Source organism: Amphritea balenae (assembly GCF_003858655.1).
In the GTDB taxonomy this organism is placed as follows: Bacteria; Pseudomonadota; Gammaproteobacteria; order Pseudomonadales; family Balneatricaceae; genus Amphritea; species Amphritea balenae.
The window spans coordinates 219,299-240,717 of record NZ_RQXV01000003.1 but is presented as its reverse complement, the minus strand read 5'-3'; the positions used below and the strand labels follow the sequence as shown (position 1 = coordinate 240,717).

General features: G+C 46.4%; 19 protein-coding genes. 13 read left to right on the top strand and 6 right to left on the bottom strand.

What is annotated here, in order from left to right; genetic code table 11:
• Window positions 1–56: 56 nt before the first annotated feature.
• Both EHS89_RS07690 and EHS89_RS07685 read right to left on the bottom strand, forming a co-directional pair.
• Entirely contained in the window at window positions 57–2,732 is a 2,676-nt protein-coding gene (locus EHS89_RS07690) for a DUF349 domain-containing protein (protein WP_124925552.1), read from the bottom strand.
• 192 nt (window positions 2,733–2,924) lie between these two features.
• Window positions 2,925–3,353, bottom strand: a complete 429-nt coding sequence (locus EHS89_RS07685) for a YchJ family protein (RefSeq protein ID WP_124925551.1) — start codon at window positions 3,351–3,353, stop codon at window positions 2,925–2,927.
• Window positions 3,354–3,461: 108 nt separating this feature from the next.
• Between EHS89_RS07685 and sbcB the strand changes: the two genes are divergently transcribed.
• Window positions 3,462–4,922 carry an exodeoxyribonuclease I gene (sbcB, locus tag EHS89_RS07680; protein WP_124925550.1) on the top strand — a complete coding sequence of 487 codons (1,461 nt, stop codon included), beginning with the start codon at window positions 3,462–3,464 and terminating at the stop codon, window positions 4,920–4,922.
• 2 nt (window positions 4,923–4,924) lie between these two features.
• Window positions 4,925–5,410, top strand: coding sequence for a hypothetical protein (locus EHS89_RS07675; RefSeq protein WP_124925549.1), 486 nt, complete (start codon window positions 4,925–4,927; stop codon window positions 5,408–5,410).
• Here EHS89_RS07675 and EHS89_RS07670 read toward each other — a convergent pair.
• Window positions 5,389–8,232: an insulinase family protein gene (locus EHS89_RS07670; RefSeq protein ID WP_124925548.1), complete on the bottom strand. Its 2,844-nt coding sequence runs from the start codon at window positions 8,230–8,232 to the stop codon at window positions 5,389–5,391. The two genes, EHS89_RS07675 and EHS89_RS07670, sit on opposite strands and share 22 nt — an antisense overlap.
• A gap of 483 nt (window positions 8,233–8,715) precedes the next feature.
• Here EHS89_RS07670 and EHS89_RS07665 point away from each other — a divergent pair, with 483 nt between their 5' ends.
• The 5 genes from EHS89_RS07665 to EHS89_RS07645 all read left to right on the top strand — a co-directional run bounded on the left by EHS89_RS07665 (window position 8,716) and on the right by EHS89_RS07645 (window position 13,399).
• Window positions 8,716–9,099, top strand: a complete 384-nt coding sequence (locus EHS89_RS07665; protein ID WP_124925547.1) for a DUF6394 family protein — start codon at window positions 8,716–8,718, stop codon at window positions 9,097–9,099.
• Window positions 9,100–9,112: 13 nt separating this feature from the next.
• A complete protein-coding gene (locus EHS89_RS07660; protein WP_124925546.1) occupies window positions 9,113–10,801 on the top strand; it encodes a potassium channel family protein in 1,689 nt (562 codons plus the stop codon).
• Entirely contained in the window at window positions 10,801–11,718 is a 918-nt protein-coding gene (locus EHS89_RS07655; RefSeq protein ID WP_124925545.1) for a DMT family transporter, read from the top strand. The genes EHS89_RS07660 and EHS89_RS07655 overlap by 1 nt, the downstream gene beginning before the upstream one ends.
• Window positions 11,719–11,741: 23 nt before the next feature.
• Window positions 11,742–12,644: a Tim44 domain-containing protein gene (locus EHS89_RS07650; RefSeq protein ID WP_124925544.1), complete on the top strand. Its 903-nt coding sequence runs from the start codon at window positions 11,742–11,744 to the stop codon at window positions 12,642–12,644.
• Between the two features lie 158 nt (window positions 12,645–12,802).
• Window positions 12,803–13,399 (top strand): GNAT family N-acetyltransferase, encoded by a 597-nt coding sequence (locus EHS89_RS07645; RefSeq protein WP_124925543.1) that lies wholly within the window; start codon window positions 12,803–12,805, stop codon window positions 13,397–13,399.
• 9 nt (window positions 13,400–13,408) lie between these two features.
• Here the strand turns inward: EHS89_RS07645 and yaaA are convergent, their stop codons facing one another.
• The 3 genes from yaaA to EHS89_RS07630 form a co-directional block, all read right to left on the bottom strand.
• Window positions 13,409–14,182, bottom strand: a complete 774-nt coding sequence (yaaA, locus tag EHS89_RS07640) for a peroxide stress protein YaaA (RefSeq protein WP_124925542.1) — start codon at window positions 14,180–14,182, stop codon at window positions 13,409–13,411.
• Between the two features lie 123 nt (window positions 14,183–14,305).
• On the bottom strand, window positions 14,306–14,539 hold the full coding sequence (locus EHS89_RS07635; protein ID WP_124925541.1) for a DUF2789 domain-containing protein: 234 nt from the start codon (window positions 14,537–14,539) through the stop codon (window positions 14,306–14,308).
• Between the two features lie 81 nt (window positions 14,540–14,620).
• The gene (locus EHS89_RS07630) at window positions 14,621–14,929 is read right to left on the bottom strand and encodes a hypothetical protein (RefSeq protein ID WP_124925540.1); all 309 of its coding nucleotides are present in this window, start codon (window positions 14,927–14,929) and stop codon (window positions 14,621–14,623) included.
• Between the two features lie 148 nt (window positions 14,930–15,077).
• Here EHS89_RS07630 and EHS89_RS07625 point away from each other — a divergent pair, with 148 nt between their 5' ends.
• The 6 genes from EHS89_RS07625 (at window position 15,078) to EHS89_RS07600 (ending at window position 21,228) form a co-directional block, all read left to right on the top strand.
• Entirely contained in the window at window positions 15,078–16,358 is a 1,281-nt protein-coding gene (locus tag EHS89_RS07625; RefSeq protein WP_124925539.1) for a tryptophan--tRNA ligase, read from the top strand.
• Between the two features lie 62 nt (window positions 16,359–16,420).
• Window positions 16,421–17,281 carry a sulfurtransferase gene (locus EHS89_RS07620; protein WP_170167446.1) on the top strand — a complete coding sequence of 287 codons (861 nt, stop codon included), beginning with the start codon at window positions 16,421–16,423 and terminating at the stop codon, window positions 17,279–17,281.
• Window positions 17,282–17,572: 291 nt separating this feature from the next.
• Window positions 17,573–18,265 (top strand): ATP-dependent zinc protease family protein, encoded by a 693-nt coding sequence (locus EHS89_RS07615; protein WP_124925538.1) that lies wholly within the window; start codon window positions 17,573–17,575, stop codon window positions 18,263–18,265.
• Window position 18,266: 1 nt separating this feature from the next.
• Window positions 18,267–19,826, top strand: a complete 1,560-nt coding sequence (locus tag EHS89_RS07610; protein WP_124925537.1) for a UUP1 family membrane protein — start codon at window positions 18,267–18,269, stop codon at window positions 19,824–19,826.
• Window positions 19,826–20,770 carry an alpha-L-glutamate ligase-like protein gene (locus tag EHS89_RS07605; RefSeq protein ID WP_124925536.1) on the top strand — a complete coding sequence of 315 codons (945 nt, stop codon included), beginning with the start codon at window positions 19,826–19,828 and terminating at the stop codon, window positions 20,768–20,770. Before EHS89_RS07610 ends, EHS89_RS07605 begins: the two co-directional genes overlap by 1 nt.
• 62 nt (window positions 20,771–20,832) lie before the next feature.
• Complete coding sequence (locus EHS89_RS07600; RefSeq protein WP_124925535.1) at window positions 20,833–21,228, top strand: MmcQ/YjbR family DNA-binding protein; 396 nt, start codon at window positions 20,833–20,835, stop codon at window positions 21,226–21,228.
• Window positions 21,229–21,419 lie beyond the last annotated feature (191 nt).

The window sequence follows — 21,419 nt, the reverse complement described above, 5'->3', positions numbered from 1 at the left end:
CTGAGCGGGTTTTTTTGTGTCTGCAAGTAAACAGGTAACGCTGTTTAGGGTGTGGTTTAAGCTTGTTGTAGATGGCAGTAGAAACGTATCTGTAATGCTTCATGCTGCAGAGTAAACGGCTGGCATTGCCATTCAAGCTCAAGTTTCTTCAGATCTTCTGCGCTGGAACCGTGACTACGCTGGCTCAGCGCTTTCTGAAGTCTGTCCATTTGGTATTCCATGCGGAGTGCCTGATCCTGCTCAGGTGAGTCGTGGCCCAACATAATTTCCAATCTAATGCATAGTTGACGCAGGCTCTGCTCGGTTTCTTGAAGTAACTGGTCCATTTCAATTCGGCCAGCAACCAGTTCAAGTAACAGATCAAATCGCTTTTCAATCAGTAAGGCAAACGATTTGTCGGCTGCTTCTTCATTGTTCCAGGCATTCAGGAACTCATCCATAGCGAGCTGATCGAGAGAGCCATCCAATAACATCGATTCAAGTTCATCACATAGATTAATTCGGCGGAACAGAGCCTGGTATCCAGAGCTATCGAACAGTGCTTCTATGTCGTGCTGGTTTTCATCGGATTGTGTTTGGCTACTGATCGCCTGCTTTTCCTGATTCAACAGCTCAAATACCTGATTACAGGCTTTACGGAATTCCGGCCATAAAGTGCGTTCGGTGCTATGGAAACTATTGCCTGCTTGTTTCCATTGTTGCTGCAGTCGTTTGACCTCAGTGGCAGCCTGAGCCAGGTTCTCTGACTGAGAAAGCAGCGAAGCCTGTTCCAGTAGTTGTTTTTTCAGAATCGCTACCTGCTCACGCTGGCCTTTAATCTTGCCATCCATGAGTTTGAGCAGGCTGTTAAATTCGGACTGAACCTGACGTCCCGGCGTTCGATCTACCGGTGCATAGGATTTCCACTCGTGTTTAGCGCTTCTGTTAAGTAATTCAATCTGGGCCCAGTCGACAGAATCCCAGTCGATTGTCTCGAGATAGCCCGATAGTTCACTGACTAGCTGTGTGCGCTTGGCCAGGTTTTGTTCACGCTGCTGCTTCTGTTCTTTAAAATAGTTTTCACACGGGGAGTAAGCTTTATCTGAGGCTTTTTTGAAACGTTGCCATAAATCGTGCGAATGTACCGGATCATTGGCATCCAGTTCTTTCCATTGCTGTTGTAGCTTATGAATCTGCTTTGCCAGCACAGGGGGCTTAGTTTGAATGCCGGATAGGGCTTCCATGCTTTCACATAGCTGCTCTTTTTTGGCAATAATGGCGTATCCTTGCCAGCCTTTTAACTCGGCTAGTTTTGCATGGAGACTTTTATAGCGTTGAATAAGTGATTTTGGCGTACTGCCGTTCATTTCACTCAGCTGAGCATTCGCTTTTTGCTCTACACTGATCGCTATTTTTACTTCGCCATTAGCCAGATTTTGTTCCAGTTGGCAGAGCAGTTTATCCAGATCATCTGAACTACTTTGTTGTTGTCTGGAGATATTAAGTAATAACTTTTTCAGTTGCTCCCGATAAGATAACAACTCGTTTAACTGTTCTGGTTTAGTCAGGACGGAAGGCCAGTTAATCGTTGCAATGGTTTTATCTGATAACTTGATCTGTTTCTGCAACTGAGCAGAGTTATCTGCAATAAGTGCGGGGTCTGCTAAAGAGATTGGACTCTCTGAGTAAAGCTGCCATGCATGGGCAGCCTCTATATACTTGTTATATTGTTTTACCAGTTGTTTTGCAGACTGATTTTGTTCGCTAGGTTGTTCGAGCAGCTGCCATTCTGATTGTATGTTAAGCCAGGCTTGCTGTTCGGCTTCGATATCTGCTTTTGAAAAATTTCCGCCATTAAGTAGTTTCTCACAACGCTGAACCGTATTGTTCATCAACAGTAGTAGGGCATCCTGTTGAAGCTTACAATTTTGCTGTTGTTGTAAGGCTTCCTCAATTGAAGCAAGGCGTAGTTTTTCAGAGTCTAGTGTGGAGTTACACTGGCTAATGCAGGCTTGATACTGCTGATCTAGCTCAGATGTTGAGGTTGCCTCACTAAGCTTTTCCCACTGTTGCTGCAGGGCATCCAGTTTTGCTGCATAAAGTGGAAAGAAATCGGCCTGACTCAGGTGTTCAATACTGCCAAGCAACTCTTCTTTACGCTGCAGGGTGGTCTGTTGCTGGCGTAGCTGTTCCTGAAGCTGGTTCTGCTTGGTGCGGATAATACGAAAGACACTTTTATCCCGACCTTTTATCGCTTTTTCAGCCTGTTCAAGTAGCTCAGGAAGTTCCAGCTGGTGAGCAGCGAGTTGTCGCAGATGGGTGTTATTACCGCTGATGGTCAGTGTCATCAGACAGTGTTGATCGGTAATATTGCTAAGTGCCTGTTGCTGCAGTTCCTGATTTTTACAATTAAGGGCAATATGAGCCAGCATATTGTCATCCTTAAGATACTGCATACATTCTGTTTGCTGGCTTTGGGTGTAAGCCGGGTCAAGAATGATCTTACAGATCCGGTCCGCCGCTTTACGACGAATATCCGGATCAGCATCATGACTGATAATTTCCGATAGCAGGGCAGGCGTTGCCAGCTTTGTGACAGCCGCTAGCCGTACTTCAGCACTCTGGTCCCGGCGGGCCAACTGAGCCAATACTTGTTGGTCGTCAGAGTTATCGGGACTGAGATGACTGACAGCCTTAATTCTTACCGCGGCTTTATTATGTTGCCAACGGGGTTTAAAAAACTTCGCAAACATTACATCTATCCTGCATGGGCCACTATATAAACAGCGGTACCTGTGGCCAAGGCGGCATATTCTACCGGTGTTTGGCTATACAGGAAAAGTCTTGACAGCCAAGAAATCTGTCCTTAAATAGCAACATTTATATTTGGCCCCTGTAAACAGGGGGTTGCAGTGATTTCCTGGTAGTTTTTTATTTAAAATATTTTACTCACTCATAATTTCAACATCACCATCAACGTAGTACCAGTGATTATTCTCTTTGCGAAAATTTGAGCGCTCGTGTAACTCGGCTATCTGTTCATCGGTTTCGAACCGGGCAATAAATTCTACAATACCCTTGTTATCGGAACTGCTTCCCGCCTCAGTTGCGACTATCTTCAGACCTGTCCAGGTCGTTGCTTTGATCTGTTCATCAATGACTTCGGCATCTTCAGGATTTCGGTGTTCTTCTGCCGTTGTATTAATCAGATAGTCGACAGCGCCCAGCGCAAATGCCGTGTAGCGGGAACGCATCAATGCTTCTGCTGTTTTAGCCGGTTTATGCCCTTCAATTGCAGGCTCACAGCAAAAACTAAAAGGTTTATTTGAGCCACATGGGCAGGTAAGCGTGGTATCTTTATGGTCGTGAAGCATTGGGCCCCTCAGCAAATAGTGATCCGTCTCTAACGGAACATTATAAAGCGCTGAATTATTAAGCATATAGACCGAAAGCATAAGCTTGCATTAGTTAAGGCGTAAAGAATGTCTGCAAACACTCAAACTACTTTTTTCTGGCATGACTATGAAACTTCCGGCGCGGATGTCAAACGTGATCGGCCCCTTCAGTTTGCAGGTATCAGGACTGATGCTGAGTTAAATATTATTGAAGAACCGGTGATGTTTTATTGTAAGCCGGCTGAAGATCTCTTGCCTCACCCGGAAGCTTGCCTTATTACCGGGATTACGCCACAAAAGGCGCTGCAGGATGGCTATTGTGAGGCTGAGTTTATGGCGTTGATCCATGAACAGTTAGCCAGGCCAGGTACCTGTGGTGTGGGTTACAACAGTATCCGTTTTGATGATGAGATAACCCGTTACGCTTTGTATCGTAACTTTTTCGACCCTTATGCGCGGGAGTGGCAGAACGGATGTTCCCGTTGGGACATTATCGATATGTTACGGCTTACCCGAGCGCTCCGACCTGAGGGTATTGTCTGGCCTGAATATGAAGATGGTCGACCTAGTATGCGCCTTGAGGATCTGACGAAAGCCAATGGTATTGATCACGGCAATGCTCACGATGCACTGGCGGATGTCTATGCCACGATAGCGATGGCTAAATTAGTAAAAGAGCGGCAGCCAAAACTTTATCAATATGCGCTGGACAATCGTAGTAAACGTGCAATACAGGGCTTATTGGACGTAATGACAATGAAGCCGGTGTTGCATATCTCTTCGATGTATCCGGCTGAGTGGGGTAACGCTGCTATTGTAGCGCCGGTTGCCAGCCATCCGGTCAATAAGAATGCGGTATTGGCATTTGATCTGCGACATGACCCGACACCACTGCTTAACTTATCTACAGATGAGATACGCAGGCTAATCTACACCAGAGCAGAAGATCTTGCTGACGGGGAGCAGCGTATTCCCTTAAAACAGATTCATACCAATAAGTCGCCGATTATTGCCCCTGCAGGGATGCTGACTAAGGTGGAAGCTGAACGTCTGGGGATAGCTGGAGATGACTGTCGAACTCACCTGGCAATGTTGCGGGGCAGCGTTGAGCTGAAACAAAAGCTGGCAGAAGTTTTCTCAGAGTCTAATTTTGAAGAGGATTATGACCCTGATCATATGCTTTATAGTGGCGGATTCTTCGGTGATGCCGATAAGAAGATAATGGATCAGATTCGCAGTACGTCACCACAAGAGTTGGCGGGTCTGCAGCTGGCATTTCAGGATAACCGGTTAGAAGAGATGTTTCTGCGCTATCGGGCGCGTAATTACCCTTTCAGTCTCAATGAAGACGAGCAGGAACGTTGGGAAGAGTACAGAAAACAGCGTTTGATCGGGCCTGATAACGGGGGCTATCTGACGATGAGTCAGCTTTTTGCCAAATTGAACGAGATGTATCAGCAGCCTGAATTGAGTCAGTCCCATAAAGAAATACTGGAAGAGCTGGCTCTGTATGCAGAAGCCATTTATCCAATGGATGAGGTGTATTAATAATGAACCATCTTTTGCCGTCACTCTGTAGTTTGCTGCTTGTCGTAGCACTGCCTGCGAGTGCCGAGCGAAAAGAAGATCTGAAGAATCCTATATCCTATGTGGTGACCAAACCTTCAGGTTATATTGACTCACCGGTAGACCCGGCAACTATGTACGATAATCGTCGTCGGGGTTATGTTGACAGCGAAAAGATACCAGAAATAAAACCTTATCTTATTCCTGAACGTCAACTACCACCGCCTACTGTTATTCCCCATGATGCACCACAACCGGTTCAGCGGGTCGTTAGTGCTGAGAAAAAGCTACCGCCATTAAAAGGTGAGGATAAAGTGTTTCAGCAGATCACTAAAGATCAGCTGGAAATCAGGTGTCTGATGGATGACACGCTGGATCAGTGTGAAGGGATAGAGATCGAGGTTCCTGAAGAGAAACCCCGGTCCCGCCGGATTATAGATCGCCAGATTCAGGCTTCAGGAACAAACTGATCTTGCTCTTTTAATAGCGCAATTTCGTAGTCACAGATCTGTTCTAAATCAGCCTTACCTACTAGCTTGCGGTGCTCCTGACCAAAGGAACGTACAGTCAGACGACGCTCCGGTAACTTGTTAAAACTTTTCTTGATATCGCTAAGGCTCAACTCGCTGACAGCATCAGTTAGCTGTTTGCGGCTGTCGAAGCTATATTCGTCACGATCAATTTCTTGCCAGTATTGTTCACTCAGATCAGAAAGACGGGTGGCCTTGCGATTAATACGGGAGATAACACTGGCTTTAAAGCGCTTCAGTTGGTTGCTATCCATTTTAGTCAGCTGCTTACCCATTTGATTTACGAAGGTATCGATGGATTTTTCCAGACCTAGTGGATCGGTGTTGGGTGACTGCACCACAAAGGCCAGCCCCGGCGCCTTGCGAAGAGGTAAGGCTGTTTCGAACACCACATAGCCTAACTGCTGCTCAGTACGTAGTTTACTGTAGAAGGGTGCGGCCATAATTTCACTCAGTAACGTATATTCCGCCCGGGTTTTCAGGTCACTGCTTTCGCCCTGAAAATAAACACTGATGGCTGAATCGTTATGCTCAAGTGGTAGCGTTTGAGTTAGCTGCTGTTGTTTCTTTAATAAAATTACAGGCAGTTCTTGTGGTGTATTCAGGACCGCATTAGTCGGCAGTTGAGTGCTGACAATATTCGCCATGTGGGTCGCATCGTCTGCAGTCAGATTACCATGGGCCAGCATTCGGACTTCGGTTTCTGACATTAGCTGAGGAATAAATGCCTGTAGATCATCAAGGCTGACAAGGCTAAGTTCAGCCAGCTTTTTATCTGCACTCCAGCTTTGCATCAGCAAAGTATAGACTTCGCCGATGGCCTGATTATAGGGTTTATCTTTCCGACGATTTTCCAGCTCCTGAGTATAGAGCTCTTTTACCCGCTCAAAGCTCGTCTCGTTGAAGTCAGCACTTTGCATGCTTTGTAAAACAACTTGCAGTAACTCCGCCTGTTTTTCATCATAACCAGAAATACGCAGACTCAGTCCTCGCATATGCGAATAAATCCGAGTGTTCAGGCCTGCTAATGCGGCATCATACAAGGTCTCATTCAACTGATCTTTTACAAGCTTGGTATAGAGAGCGGTTAACACTGCATTTTTTGCACTTTTATTCGCTTGCTCTGTGATAATGGAAAGATAGAAATCAGCTTTAGGCAGGTTGAACTGATTATCCTGTTTATACCACAGAGAGTGACCGTCATTTTGCAGAATCAGTTCTGGCTTATCGGTACTTTGGGCAAATGACTTTTGCTTAAGATCTGTAGAAATAAACGGGTTAGCCTGACGGGCAGTAAGGCCTTCGGACAATGCAGGGTTACGCCATTTGCTTAATAACGATTCTTCGATAGGCTTAACACTGTATTCAGTATGAAACCATGGGTCCTGGGTATCTGTATCCATATTTTGAGCTTGTAACGTTAACAGCATATTGTCAGGTGATAGCTGCTTAACAAAGCTGCGGATTAACTGCTCATCATATTTTTCTAACAGATAATCAGCACTGATAACCTGTTCGGCAGGGTACTGGCGTAAATTACCGGCCAGTGCTGAAACATAATTCATGGGTTGGCTCTGCTCTTTGAAGCGGAACCGCAATGCATTGATTTGTTTTTCCTCATTATAGAGCGCTTCAGTGATACTCTGCTCTTCGATCAGACGGATCGCGGAAAAAGTAGATTCTACTACGTCCTGGTAATGCTTCAGGCCTTCATCGGTCAGCGATATAGTGATCTGGAAAGCGGACTGATGTTCAAGATTGATACTTCGATATGCACTCAGACCATTAGCCCAACCCTGCTTTTTTAACTGAGAGAACAGACTACCTTTGCCTTCGTAGCCGAGTAAGGACGAAAGAAAATAAAGCGGCTTTTCTTGGTACAGATTATCTGTTTCCGGCAGAGGGAAGGTCAGTGTTAGCTGTTGGAAGTTTTTAAGGGTTTTAATATTCTGTTGCAGCGGTAGCGGCTGGTATAAAGGCTGCTGCTCAACGAAGGCCCGGGTATTACGGTTTTCAACTTTACTGAATTTTTCCTCAACCAGCTGGCGTAGCTTAGCGACCGGCTCCTTACCCAGTACGACCAGTGACATCAGGTTTGCCGAATAGTACTGCTGGTAGAAGTCCGTCAGATCTTTACGCAGCAAACCGTCATCGTTAGACAGTGTCTCCAGGTTACCGACGGCAAATTGGCTCATACTATGGGCTGGATTCATGGCCTGCTTTCCAGCAGAGTAACCTCGGCGGCCATCGTCCTTTAACTTGGACTGATACTCAGAATTGACTGCATGGCGCTCACGGTCGACATATTTTTTGGAAAAAAGAGGATCAATAAAGAAGTGAGAAAAGCGGTCCAGCGCTGGTGCCAGGCTATCTGCTTTGATATCGAAAAAATAATTGGTGTTCTGGTAGGCAGTATAAGCGTTATGGTTACCCCCATTTTCACTTATATAGGCCTGATAGCTGCCCGCTTTAGGGTATTTTTTTGTCCCCAGAAACAGCATGTGCTCCAAAAAGTGCGCCAGGCCTTGTCGTCCTGCGGGGTTTGCATTGGAGCCTACGTTCACATCCAGAGAGGCTGCGGCTTTATCCGTGGTTGGATCTGAAATTACCAGCACTTTCATCTGATTGGGTAGTTTGAAGCTCAGATAATCCCTATGATCGTTAGGACTTTTATGAACGGCTGCATAGCCGACCTTGGCGACCATAAACAGGGATAGGTAAAGCAGATAGCTGATGGTTTTAGATTTTATTATGTAACGCATTCACTAGAGTCTCTGATAATGGCACAACATTTAGCAACTACACTTAGTCACAAGTTCAAGCCGCACTTTTAAATAAGGGGAATGCAACTAACAAATAGCAGCTAAAAGCGGCTATTAGTCTTGCGATGTCCGCCCCATTTTTATTTGGCGTAAGCGGCCCATACTAGTTAGTTTTCATTCTCTTGTCTATTTTTTGATCAGCTGTTTTTTGTTTTTCGCGCTGACTTTTGAGTTATTTAATGGCGCATCAGAGCATGATTCGACAACAGATAATGCAACAGGTTCGCTGTTACTGTCAGGATGTTTTACAATCGGAAAATTAACGCAAATTCAGTATAAGTCTTTGTATGGCTAGTTCTTTTATTGATGTGCTTTTTGGGGCTTGATCTGTCTGAGAGCTTAATTTTGCAGACAGCGGAATTATACAAACAGATTGTGCTGCTACGACTTTGCGCATAGCTCAACTCAAGATGGATGGACTCTATGAATCGCGAAAAGGTAATTTTTGCTTTCTTTATTGTATTAGCGCTGACCCTGAACTTCGGTTTCTTCCTGGGAGATATTGAAAACCCTGCCCACCATAACGTATTTGAACTCTTTGCTGCCGTTGTCGTGAGTATGATCTGTACCGTACTTAAATTTGGTGACCGAACTCACATAGGCGCGCTAATGCTGGCAACCAGTCTGGTTGCTGATCTGCAGCTGGTGGTCGCGGCGATGATCTGGGGTTATGGTGCTCAGCTATCTGATAATGGCATGACGACTGAGATGATTAGCAGTGTGGTTTCTCTGTCTGGCGGTGCTTTATTGGCAAATATCGTCTCGGTGATATTGCTGATGGTTGAGACAATCGTCGTGCGCCGTTGATTACCAACCACTTATGAACGATATCCTTTATTTGATGCTGCGCCGTTTGCGGCAGCCGCTGATTACTCTGATCGTTATTTATTCGGTAGCGGTGGTTGGCTTTGTGCTGATTCCCGGTCAGGATGACCAGGGTAATGTCTGGCATATGGATTTTTTCCATGCCATCTATTTCGTCAGTTTTATGGGGTCGACTATAGGCTTTGGTGAAATACCTTATGCTTTTACGTCGGCTCAGCGAGCCTGGACGCTGGTCTCAATTTACGGCACCGTGATTGCGTGGCTTTATAGCATTGGTTCGTTGTTAGCGCTGTTTCAGGAACCTGTTTTTGGCCGGATGTTGAGGCGTCGATCATTTGCCAATGAGGTTAAAAATTTTAATGAACCTTTTTATCTGATTTGTGGTTACGGTATTACCGGTGGTGCGATTGTTAATAAACTCTGTAAACGGGGAATACGTTCAGTTGTTATCGATATAGATCAGGAACGTATCGATCGTCTGGAGATGGATGACCTTGCGCTTCGGGTTCCCGGGCTCACCGCAGATGCATCTCTGCCGGAGGCGTTGGATCATGCGGGTTTGCAACACCCGTGTTGTGTAGGGGTGTTGGCTCTTACAAACAATGATAATGTGAATCTGTCGATCGCTATTGCCAGTAAGTTGTTAGCGCCTGATCGTGTTGTCGTCAGCCGGACTGAATCTGCAGTGAATGCGCGGAATCTGGAGTCTTTTGGTACTGATCATATTGTTGATCCGTTTCGGGCTTACGCTCAGTATCTCTCTCTGGCGGCGCATTCCCCCTATATGCATCTGGTTTATGACTGGTTATTGAACCCTTATCACCGGCCACTATCCAGTGCTTATAAGAAGACCAGTGGTCGCTGGATCATTTGTGGTTTTGGTCGGTTTGGTAAAGCGTTGTATCAGGAATTTATCGAACACGATGTAGAGTTGGTGCTGCTGGATGATGATGCAACTCAATTAGCCGATTTCGATAATGCGATTATCGGCTTAGGTACGGAAGCATCCACGTTAATGCAGGCAGGTGTTCGTGATGCGGTAGGATTGATCGCAGGTACAGATAATGACGCAGATAATCTGTCGATTATTATGACTGCCAGAGAGTTGAACCCCAAGTTAGTGACTGTGGTACGGCAGAACCTGAATACCAATAAACTAGTGTATAAAAACTCTAAGGCTGATTTCATTATGGAGCCGGGCCGAATCATCGCGAACCGGATTCTGGCTAAGCTTAAAACGCCATTGTTACCGGTTTTTATCGAACAGATGCAGCAATACGATGATGTGTGGGCGCATACATTGCTGAATCGTATGAGCAGTATTGCCAATACTTCGGAGCTGGATAGCTGGTCTGTTCAGGTCTCACGTGAGAAAAGCCCAGCTATTATGGCGCTGCTGGATGAAGACGAGCAGGTAAAGCTGAATAAGCTGATGAAGGATCCTCGCTGCAGAACAGAATCTCTGCCCTGTTTTCCATTGATGTTCCGTCGCAATGGAGACCTTGAGTTGTTACCGGGTGAACTTAGTTTGTTACAAGAGGGAGATGAAATTCTCTTTTGTGGCTTGGCCGCGGCTCAGGATCAGATGGAATGGAGTGTGAATAATTACAACATTCTTTACTACCTGATGACGGGTGAAGAACCCAGCCATAATCTGCTAGCAAAGATATTGAAAAAAATCTGATGCCTTATTTTCTTTTAACGGTGACGGTATTGTTCTGGGCCGGTAATTTTGTCACGGCCCGCGGTGTGTCAGCGGATTTCCCGCCTTTAACGATGTCATTTATGCGCTGGGGGCTGGCGTTACTTATTATTTTGCCTTTTGTGTTGCCCCGTATCTGGCACAAGCGAGAATTGATCCGACAGCACCTGCCTATTCTTATCACGCTTGCAGTGGTGGGGGTCGCCAGTTTCAATACGCTGATCTATCTGGGCGTGCAAACCACCCAGGCCACTAATGCGACCCTGATGCAATCGGCAATACCTATTATTATTCTGGTTATCTGTTCTCTGTTTCTGGGTGAAACCGTTGTCCGGCGACAATGGCTGGGGGTGTTTATCTCTCTGACAGGGGTGATGCTGCTGATAGCTAAGGGTGATCTACAGGTATTGTTGACCCTATCTTTTAATACCGGTGATCTCTGGATCCTGGCTGCCGTGCTCTGTTGGTCGGTTTATTCTGTGTTGCTGCGTTGGAAGCCTGTGGAGTTAGATGGCTTTACATTTTTGGGTTTTACCGTATTAGTTGCCGTTATTGTGCTCTTTCCACTGATGCTTACTGAAGTATTAAATGGCGAAAAGCCGAACTGGGGGCCGAATACGTTGTCAGCTATTATCTATATGGCGATCTGTCCATCTATACTGTCATATATATTCTGGAACCGGGGTGTTGCACAACTGGGTGCCGCAACTGCGGGTCTGTTTTTTCATCTGATGCCACTGTTTGGTCTGATATTGTCAGTCATTTTTCTTAATGAGACAGTTGAGCCTTTTCATTTCGTAGGGATGGGGCTAATATTCTGCGGCATCTATCTGGCTATCCTCACTGGTACCAGACATAACGATAAGAAGGTTCAAACCGATGCTGATAATGCAGGTTGAGAGCCGGATATGAAGGAGTTTCTATGCGTACCCTGTTAGTTTCATTTTTTGCTTTGGTTATCGGGCTTGGTATGTTGGTACCAGAAGCCGAGGCTAAGCGTTTCGGTGGTGGTAGCAGCTTCGGTAAGTCATTCTCAACGCCTAAGAGAGTGCAGCCGGCAGCACCCTCAAAGCAACAGGCCGCGCCGACAGGATCAGCGACTAATAAAGCGACTCAACCACGCCGTAGTGGTTTTGGTGGTCTGATGGGTGGTTTACTGGCCGGAGGCTTACTCGGAGCATTGTTCTTCGGCGGTGCTTTTGAAGGCTTCCAGTTTATGGATATGCTGCTGATCGGATTGCTCATTTTTGCTGCGTTTAAGATCTTCTCAGCAGTAAAGCGTTCTCAGGCGCCTCAGTATGCGGGCCATCAGCGTCAGCCACATCAGTCTCAAGGTCAGTCTCAAGATCAGGCTCAGGATCAGACTCAGCAGCGACAGCAGAGCGAGCAGCCGTCCTATCAGGATTTCTCACCGGCTCCGGGAGCTGGATTTAGCATGGGAACACCAGAGCTGAAACTACCAGAATGGTTTAATGAAAAAGCTTTTGTAGAAGGCGCACAAGGGCACTTTGGTCATCTGCAAAAGGCCTGGGATCTGTCTGACTGGGATGATATAGCCACTTATACAACGCCTGAATTGTTGGAAATTCTTCAGCAGGAGCGTGCTAAGCAACCCCAGAACCAGACCACGGAAGTGGTTTCTGTGATGGCTGAACTGGCTAACTTTATCGACAATGGTGATCATGTCGTTGCCTCAATTAATTTCTATGGCTGGCTTAAAGAAGATGGCGCAGAGACAACTGAGTTCAGTGAGATCTGGCACCTTAGCCGTGATATGTCACAGGCTGATTCAGACTGGAAGATAGTGGGTATTCAGCAGCCTTAAGCTACTACCTTTAAATTAAAAAAAACGCACCTTCTGGTGCGTTTTTTCGTTCTGCACTATTAGATTTTTAACCAGGGCAATCCAGCCAAACATTGACGAATCAACGAACAGATCTGATAGTTTGTATGAGGGGGTAACATTATTTTGAGGTTGTAGCGATGAATATCAGAGCTGCAGTTAAAGAAGATGTACTAGATCTGGCCTACCTGATTAACCTGTCAGGTGAGGGCATTCCCGAGTACCTGTTGCAGGACTATCTGGCCGTGGGAGAAACGCCCCTTTCTGCGGTTGCACGCCGTCTGGCTGTAGCTGAAGGTAACTTTAGCTATATCAATGCCCGGATATGTTATGAAGGTGACAAGCTACTAGGTATGTCATTTGCCTACCGTTTGCCAGTACCCTATGAGATGGAGACGATAGACCAGTATCCTTCTGTATTGCTACCACTGGTTGAATTAGAGGCCGTAGTGCCTGGCAGTTGGTATATTAGCGCGATAGCAGTACTTGAACATTGTCGTGGCCAGGGTGCGGCCAAAAAGTTGTTCAATGATGCTGAAATTCAGGGGATGGAAAAGGGCTGTGACAGCCTGAGCATTATCGTTGCTTCTGAAAATATAATCGCTCACAGACTCTGCGCCAGGGCTGGTTATCAAGAGGTTAGCTCTAAGCCGGTTATCGCTTATCCAGGGTGCTTACATGGAGGGCGCTGGGTCTTAATGTCAAAACTGATTAAGCCCCAGTTAGCATTAGCTTAACAACAGAATTTATACTTCTTTACGGGTAAAGACCCAGGTATCGCCTTGGGATAACTGGTCATCGTATTGATAACCCGCAAGATCGAAGTGCTTCAGTTGCTCTGCATCGGTGATCTGGTTTTTTATCGCGTAACGGCACATCAATCCCCGCGCTTTTTTAGCAAAGAAACTGATGATTTTGTATTGTCCGTTTTTCCAGTCTTTAAATACCGGTGTAATCACCCGACCTTGCAGGTTCTTGGGTTTTACCGACTTAAAATACTCATTAGATGCCAGATTAACCAGAACCTGTTCATCACTGGCACTTAGCACCGTATTCAGGTCTTCAGTGACAATATCACCCCAGAAACTGTATAGATTCTGGCCCCGATTGTTAGCCAGTTTGGTGCCCATCTCAAGGCGATAAGGTTGCATCAGATCTAGTGGCTTCAATACCCCGTATAGACCTGAAAGTATGCGTAGATGATCCTGAGTAAAGCTGAGCTCCTGTGCGGTAAAGTCGTCAGCATTCAGGCCGCTGTAGACATCGCCATTAAAAGCCAGCACCGCTTGTTTAGCATTAACGGTATCGAATGGCTGAGACCAGCTTTCATAACGGGCAACATTCAGGGCTGATAGTTTATCGCTGAGCTTCATCAGCTCTGCGATATCCTGAACAGAAAGTTGACGCAGCTGGTCTATCAGTTCCTGAGCATGATTCAGGTGTACCGGTTGGCTGAACTGTTCAGTCGTAGAAGGGGTGTCGTAATCAAGATTCTTAGCAGGAGAGATAACCAGTAGCATAGTTTTGTATCGGTAAATTGGAATAGTTCACAGATCCTAACTAAAACGACCAGCTCTGGAAAGAGCTGGTCGATAAGATCTTGCTATATGGGTGATAGAGCTGGCAAATAGTGAACCGATTGTTCAGGAGTGAAGTCGAATATTCAGTTCATCAACTATTTCTGACCAGTCTGAATCGCTGTCCAGACACTCTTTAATAAAACCGGCCTGGCTATCATTCCAGAAAGTCGCTTCATCCAGCTTTACCGATTGTGTAAATAATGTGTGTGTACGGATAAACTGATCGATTGAGGAATTATCACTGGGTAATCCTAATTGTTCGAACAGAGTATTCATCGTATGGGCAGATCTGTCCATCCTGACCTCCTCAGCTTTTCAAAGCTTATACCTCTTACTGTAAGAGTGGTCAGAAAAGTGTTGGTCAGCAAGTCTGTTTTGTCAAAGCTGCTCCTGATTATCCTCACGCTTTATCAGTTTCTGTTTATTATCCAGCTTAATGTAGATCGACATTGCGCTGATCGTACCGAACGCGACCAGTACAGCGATGATCATTGGATTAGAATTTTCATTACCTACTGCACGGGTATACATAGCAGAGATGAGCATGCCGCCAACAAAACAGAGGGCACTCATAAGAACGCAATTTACAATAGTCGCGGCTTTGCGATCAGGGGCCCGTTTAATTAAAAAAAACAGGGTCACAAGCAGAGAACCTAAGACGATAAAAGAGGGCATCAGATCCAGCATAACAGTTCCTTAAAAAGAGAGGACTCTTTGTACCACTGATTCGGATATGAAAAAAGACTGCATTGGTTTAATCCGGGAGGTTATAGACAGGTTTTTCTAGTATTATAGGGCGCAATTTCAGACAGCTTTTTATAGAAAAGATAATCCAATGACTAAGCAAACCGTACTGACCGGTATTACCACCACCGGTACCCCCCACATCGGTAACTATTTGGGGGCTATTAAGCCGGCAATTGAGGCGAGTGAGAACAGCAATTTTAACAGTTACTTCTTTCTGGCAGACTTCCATGCGCTGATTAAGTGTCATGATCCGGAGCGGGTCGCCCGTTCAACCCGTGAGATTGCAGCGACCTGGCTGGCGCTGGGGCTGGATACGGATAAAGCGACATTCTATCGTCAGACAGATATCCCTGAAATAACGGAGCTGACCTGGATTCTTACCTGCATGACCTCTAAAGGTCTGATGAATCGTTCTCATGCATATAAAGCCTCTGTCGATGCTAACCGCGAAGCAAATAAGCAGGATGACGATGATGTAACAATGGGGCTGTTCAGCTATCCGGTACTGATGGCTGCAGATATTCTGATGTTTAATGCCGGTATTATCCCGGTAGGCAAAGATCAGATTCAGCACATTGAGATGGCACGGGATATTGCGGGTCGATTTAATCATACCTATGGTACGCTGTTTCACCTACCTGAAGCGCAGGTGGATGAACAGACTCAGCTGATACCGGGCCTGGATGGCCGTAAGATGTCTAAGAGCTACGACAACACTATTCCGTTGTTCAGCTCGTCTGATGAATTGTACAAGCTGATTAAACAGATCAAGACTGACACTAAAGAGCCTGGCGAGCCCAAAGATGCTGATAACAGCACTATCTTCCAGCTCTACTCAAGTTTTGCCAGTCCGGCCGAACAAGAGGAGATGCGCAGCAAGTTTGAAAATGGTATTGGTTGGGGCGATGCTAAAAAAGAACTGTTCGAATATCTGGATAGCTTTTTGTCGGCACCACGTGAAGAATACAATCGACTGATGACCGACATGGCTTATGTTGAACAGCAGTTGCATAAAGGTGCTGAAAAAGCCCGTAGCTATGCGACGCCATTCCTCGATCAGATACGTATCGCTACCGGTATTCGTCCTCTGACTTACCAGGCTGCAAACGTACAGCAGGAAGCGAAGAAAGAGAAAGAACAGTCTGCAGAGCAGATCGCCCGGGCTGAAGAAGGCCGTCGTCGCGCTATCCTGATGCAGCTTAAACCGATGCTTGATCGGGTCGAAGCCGCTGAAGATAAAGCTGCTGAAGCTAAACTCCTGATCAGTGAGAAAGAAGCTCTTGTTGAAACGCTGAAGAAGAAAGCGAAACAGAAAGCTCAGAACGAGTTGGATCTGCTGCGTGAAGAGCTGGCTGATCTGTTAGCCTGAGCAGCAGCTTAAACGACCAGTAACAGCGACCAGAATATCGTGACTCAATAACCGGAGAACAGATGATGTTTAGTACCTTGATTTCTGCAAATGAATTGTCTGATTTGATTGATACTGAACAGAGTGATCTGGTTATTCTGGATTGTCGCTTTAATTTGATGGATACCGGGCTGGGAGCAAAGCTTTACGCTGAAAGCCATATCCCGAATGCCCGGTATATCGATCTGGACAGGGAACTCTCTGCACCGGTAACACCGGAAACAGGGCGTCATCCACTTCCCGGGTTTGAGTCTCTTACTGCTACTTTTAGTGAAAAAGGGGTCTCTGATCGTTCGCAGGTGGTGGTTTATGATGATTGCGGCGGCGCGATGGCAAGTCGGTGCTGGTGGTTGCTTAAACTGTTGGGTCATAAGTCTGTTGCGCTGCTGGATGGTGGTTTTCCAGCCTGGATTGCGGCAGGTTCAGGTGTGACAGCAGCACTGCCAAAGAATGTACCGGGTGATTTTAGCGGTACTGCAGATACTTCTATGATTTTGCCGCTGGATCAGGTTGCTGATTTTCCTCAGCAAGGCTTACTAATTGACGCCCGCACTGCGGAGCGTTTTAGGGGAGAGCAGGAACCGATTGATCCGGTTGCCGGGCATATACCGGGGGCGTTGAACCGGCCTTTACCGGACAATCTTTCGGCCAACGGATGCTTTAAAAGTGCTGAACAGTTACGCATTGAATGGCAATTGTTACTAAAGGGTACCGCCGCGGCTCAGGTAGTCCATTATTGTGGTTCCGGCGTGACTGCATGTCATAACCTGCTTGCAATGGAACATGCAGGTCTGACTGGTGCTCGTATCTATCCTGGCTCCTGGAGTGAGTGGATCAGGGATACTAGCCGCCCGATTGCGACTATTGATGAAAAAACAGCTTAAATAACAAATGAAACAATAGTTTAAATGACAGTTTAAATTTCAGTTTAATTGACAGATTAAACTGTAGATTTGTGACAGACCAGTCAGACCTGTTCTTTGTCGTATGCATTTAAAGCTGAACCTCTTATTGCTACTCATTTAAAACAAGTCTCAACTTGCCCTAATTAATCGACGTAATATTCCCTCGCAGCTATGCTTAAGTGTGGAATTACGTTCTCTGTGAGCTGATTACGGGTCACAGAAGATAGCTGTTGTGTACTGAGCACAACCTGAAGTTATCGGGGTTATAGGATGAGAGCACTTATTTTGTGTCTCGCTTTATTGTTGTTGCAGGGATGTATAGCAACAAAGAATTTACAGCGCGAGAACATCCAACTTTCTGAGCAGGCAATTGCTCAGTGTCAACAACTGCAGCCTCAGCTGGATAAACTGGTAGCAACGCAAAGCAAGACGAATCAGTTGATAAAGCGCGAGTCTGATAAACGTCAGGCCCTGCTTGTTCAGGTGCAGTCTGATCAGTCCTGTTCTGATTTACGACAATCATTGAATAATAAAACCGTTGTTGGTGACGTTGAATGGGCCTGGATCGATTTCGGTAGCCATCAAAGTGCAGTCAAAGTACGGATGGATACAGGGGCATCAACATCATCAATTAGTGCTAAGAATGTGACGGAATTTGAGCGTAATGGAAAGCGCTGGGTCAGGTTTACTCTGGAAGATGGGCGAGAAGTTTCTATGCTGGTGGAGCGCTATGCAAACATACGCCAGGCCGCGACAGAAAAAGATAGACGCTGGGTTGTGAAGCTTGGGATTCGGCTGGGCACAATCTCCCAGGTAGCTGAATTCACACTTAAAGACCGTAGTCATCTTAACTATGAAGTGTTGGTTGGCCGTAATTTACTGCGTGACCTGATGGTTGTCGATGTTGCCCGTCGCTATATCTTAGGCAAGCAGCCTGCAAAGCAGGCTGAAGCGGTAAAATGATATGCAGCAGAAAATACCATTTTATCTTCTGATTATCCTGTTGGTTGGGCTAGGGCTAGGCAGTGCTGTATATCGACACCTGAATCTTGAAGTACCCTGGTTGCCGGGCGAGATTCGTGAAGTCTGGAGTGTTGAAGCGCGACTGGAGTTTACCGCTAAGGGCGAAGGCGTTGTTGTACAGTTGGCTATTCCCCGTTCACAACCGGGCTTTACTTTGTTGGAACAGGGTACAGCGTCTCCGGGATATGGATTAAGTTATCTGACGGAAGAGGATACTCCTGCGGTTCGTTGGTCGACGCAGCAGGCGGCAGGTAAGCAGGTACTCTATTATCGTGCTCGTTTTCTGCTGGACCCGGTAGGTAGTCCTGCGTGGGCAGCGCCACCACCGATAGCTCCTGCGCCGATATTACCTGAACCCGTTACCCTGGCGGCGAATCGTTTAATTCAGCAAGCAAGGCAGCAGTCGGCAAGCCAGATTACATTGGCGGCCCAGCTACTGAATGCATTGCTATCAGAGAATCAACAAGTGCAGTTACTTGAACAGAACCGGGATCAGCCCGCCGCAGCGATGTTATTGATGCGGTTGGCAGGTATCTCTGCGCGTCAGGTCACTGCGCTCAGATTACGTCACGGCCGACGTAACCAGGAAACACATCAATATCTGATGGTGTATGAAGGTGATGAGGTAGCCTTTTTTAATCTGAGTACCGGTAAAGAGGGGCGGCCCCAGCGTCTACTGATCTGGGAGATGGGTGATCGGCCCCTGACAGATCTTGAGGGAGGGCGAAATACACGGGTCAGTTTTGCTATGCAACGTGATGTAGTTTCGGTGCAGCAGGCGATTGAACAGAAGTATCAGGATGACAGTGCGGCGCAGGTGTCACTGCATAGTTTGCCTTTACAGGAACAGCAACTGTTTCGTGGGCTGCTGCTGATACCGGTCGGCGTAATGGTCGTCATGCTGATGCGGGTCCTGGTGGGTTTACGGACCTCAGGTACTTTTATGCCGGTGTTGATCGCTTTAGCACTGATGCAAACAGCACTAGGAGCAGGGCTGGCCGGATTTGTACTGATAGTGGCTTCCGGTCTGATCGTCCGAAGTTATCTCTCCCGTCTGAATTTATTATTAGTTGCCCGTATCAGTGCTGTGATCATCGTGGTTATTTTGCTGACGGCGACGTTTTCGGTGATCGCCTATAACCTGCGTATTGTTGAAGGTCTGAATATTATTTTCTTCCCCATGATTATTATTGCCTGGACTATTGAACGTATGTCGCTGCTGTGGGAAGAGGAGGGTGGTACTGAAGTAATGAAACAGGGTGGTGGTTCTTTGCTGGTGGCATTGTTGGCTTATATGGTGATGTCTAACTCTTATGTCCAGCATCTGACATTTAATTTTCCAGGCTTACAGCTGGTGTTACTGGCGTTTGTATTGTTGTTAGGTAGCTATACCGGCTACCGTCTTATTGAATTGATACGCTTTAGTCCACTTACACCGCAGGACCAGTCAGGGGCACTGCCTGGAAAAAATGCCTCGGTCGATAACAGGAAGCCAGAGTGATGGGCTGGTTTATCTCATCAGGAAAGTTACGTGATCTGGGTGTGCTGGGGATGAATGAGCGTAATATTGATTACATATCCCGGCACAATGAGCGCCGTCTGTTTCCTCTGGTTGATGATAAGTTGAAAACCAAGAAACTGGCACTGGCTGCCGGTCTGAAAGTACCTGATCTGTTGGGCGTAGTTCGGTATCAGCATCAGGTGCGTGAGATAGCTGAGCTGCTGCACAACCGGGAAGCGTTTTGTATTAAGCCCTCAAAAGGGAGTGGTGGTAAAGGTATTCTGGTTATCCATGACCATGATGATGAACAGTATTTTAAACCGAACAATCAGGCCCTGAGCCTGGTTGATATTAAACGGCATACGTCCAATATTCTTGCCGGGCTTTATTCTCTTGGCGGACAGCCTGATAAAGCGATTATTGAAGATCTGATCCATTTTGATGAACAGTTTATTCATTACAGTTATGAAGGGGTGCCTGATATCCGTATTATCGTCTTCAGGGGCTTTCCTGTGATGGCGATGATGCGGCTTTCGACAGCCGCTTCAGACGGCAAAGCTAATTTGCATCAGGGAGCTGTCGGTGTAGGTCTTGATATTGCTACGGGTGTGGCGTCCCATGCAGTGCAGTTTGACCGGCCGGTAACCGATCATCCCGATACGGGTATGCCGTTAACCGATATACGCATCAGCGACTGGCATCGTTTACTGCACATGGGCGCTCACTGTTTTGAAATGTCGGGCCTTGGTTATCTGGGGGTGGATATTGTTTTAGATGCCAGGCATGGCCCCATGTTACTCGAGCTGAATGCCCGGCCGGGGTTGGCTATTCAGATAGCAAATAGCCGGGGATTAAGTGGCCGCTTACAATCAATTGAGGCTATTGGAGACCAGGTGATGACGGCTGAAGAGCGGGTCGCATTTGTAGAAACACAATTTGCATAGCAGAATAGGTTGGCAACATTGTTCAATGTGTACTGAGCAGGAACTGTGCAGAGGAATGCCAGATGCAGTATGACACGGCCCGGGATTATCTTTTAAGCCGCCCTGATGCCTGGGAGGATTTCCCTTTTTACCCTCATGTAGCGGTATTCAAGGTGCGCAATAAAATGTTTGCCACCCTTACCCATGAACGGGATCTGCAAGATAACCCCATCGCCCATATGAACCTCAAGTGCGATCCTGAAGAAGCAGTGATGCTGCGTGATATTTTTGATGCGGTATTGCCCGGCTATCATATGAATAAGCGTCACTGGAATACGGTCATGTTGGATGGTTCTATTCCCGCAGGTGAAGTTGAACGAATGATTGATCGTTCCTATGGCCTGGTGGTCAAAGGAATGAGTCGCAAAGAGCGTTTACCCCTGGAGCTGAAGTACGGATCAGAACAGCTTTATCGTTAACTTCTCTTGCTTAAACTTTTCTTCCTGATTCATCTCAATTATTTCGTTGCTCTGCTTAACAGTTTAGTTAACGGTTCTTTTAAAAGGCTCTGCGACAAAGGCTGTTTGTAAATTACTGTAAAGTTTGTCGGTAGCAAATTCGGTTGCTATATACTGTTGATATTGATCTTTTTTTATACTTCCTGTCTGGA

Bases quoted from the DNA above. Each gene is read 5' to 3' on its own strand.
- EHS89_RS07690 (WP_124925552.1), bottom strand. From the start codon at position 2,732: ATGTTTGCGAAGTTTTTTAAACCCCGTTGGCAACATAATAAAGCCGCG.
- EHS89_RS07685 (WP_124925551.1), bottom strand. From the start codon at position 3,353: ATGCTTCACGACCATAAAGATACCACGCTTACCTGCCCATGTGGCTCA.
- sbcB (WP_124925550.1), top strand. From the start codon at position 3,462: ATGTCTGCAAACACTCAAACTACTTTTTTCTGGCATGACTATGAAACT.
- EHS89_RS07675 (WP_124925549.1), top strand. From the start codon at position 4,925: ATGAACCATCTTTTGCCGTCACTCTGTAGTTTGCTGCTTGTCGTAGCA.
- EHS89_RS07670 (WP_124925548.1), bottom strand. From the start codon at position 8,232: ATGCGTTACATAATAAAATCTAAAACCATCAGCTATCTGCTTTACCTA.
- EHS89_RS07665 (WP_124925547.1), top strand. From the start codon at position 8,716: ATGAATCGCGAAAAGGTAATTTTTGCTTTCTTTATTGTATTAGCGCTG.
- EHS89_RS07660 (WP_124925546.1), top strand. From the start codon at position 9,113: ATGAACGATATCCTTTATTTGATGCTGCGCCGTTTGCGGCAGCCGCTG.
- EHS89_RS07655 (WP_124925545.1), top strand. From the start codon at position 10,801: ATGCCTTATTTTCTTTTAACGGTGACGGTATTGTTCTGGGCCGGTAAT.
- EHS89_RS07650 (WP_124925544.1), top strand. From the start codon at position 11,742: ATGCGTACCCTGTTAGTTTCATTTTTTGCTTTGGTTATCGGGCTTGGT.
- EHS89_RS07645 (WP_124925543.1), top strand. From the start codon at position 12,803: ATGAATATCAGAGCTGCAGTTAAAGAAGATGTACTAGATCTGGCCTAC.
- yaaA (WP_124925542.1), bottom strand. From the start codon at position 14,182: ATGCTACTGGTTATCTCTCCTGCTAAGAATCTTGATTACGACACCCCT.
- EHS89_RS07635 (WP_124925541.1), bottom strand. From the start codon at position 14,539: ATGGACAGATCTGCCCATACGATGAATACTCTGTTCGAACAATTAGGA.
- EHS89_RS07630 (WP_124925540.1), bottom strand. From the start codon at position 14,929: ATGCTGGATCTGATGCCCTCTTTTATCGTCTTAGGTTCTCTGCTTGTG.
- EHS89_RS07625 (WP_124925539.1), top strand. From the start codon at position 15,078: ATGACTAAGCAAACCGTACTGACCGGTATTACCACCACCGGTACCCCC.
- EHS89_RS07620 (WP_170167446.1), top strand. From the start codon at position 16,421: ATGATGTTTAGTACCTTGATTTCTGCAAATGAATTGTCTGATTTGATT.
- EHS89_RS07615 (WP_124925538.1), top strand. From the start codon at position 17,573: ATGAGAGCACTTATTTTGTGTCTCGCTTTATTGTTGTTGCAGGGATGT.
- EHS89_RS07610 (WP_124925537.1), top strand. From the start codon at position 18,267: ATGCAGCAGAAAATACCATTTTATCTTCTGATTATCCTGTTGGTTGGG.
- EHS89_RS07605 (WP_124925536.1), top strand. From the start codon at position 19,826: ATGGGCTGGTTTATCTCATCAGGAAAGTTACGTGATCTGGGTGTGCTG.
- EHS89_RS07600 (WP_124925535.1), top strand. From the start codon at position 20,833: ATGCAGTATGACACGGCCCGGGATTATCTTTTAAGCCGCCCTGATGCC.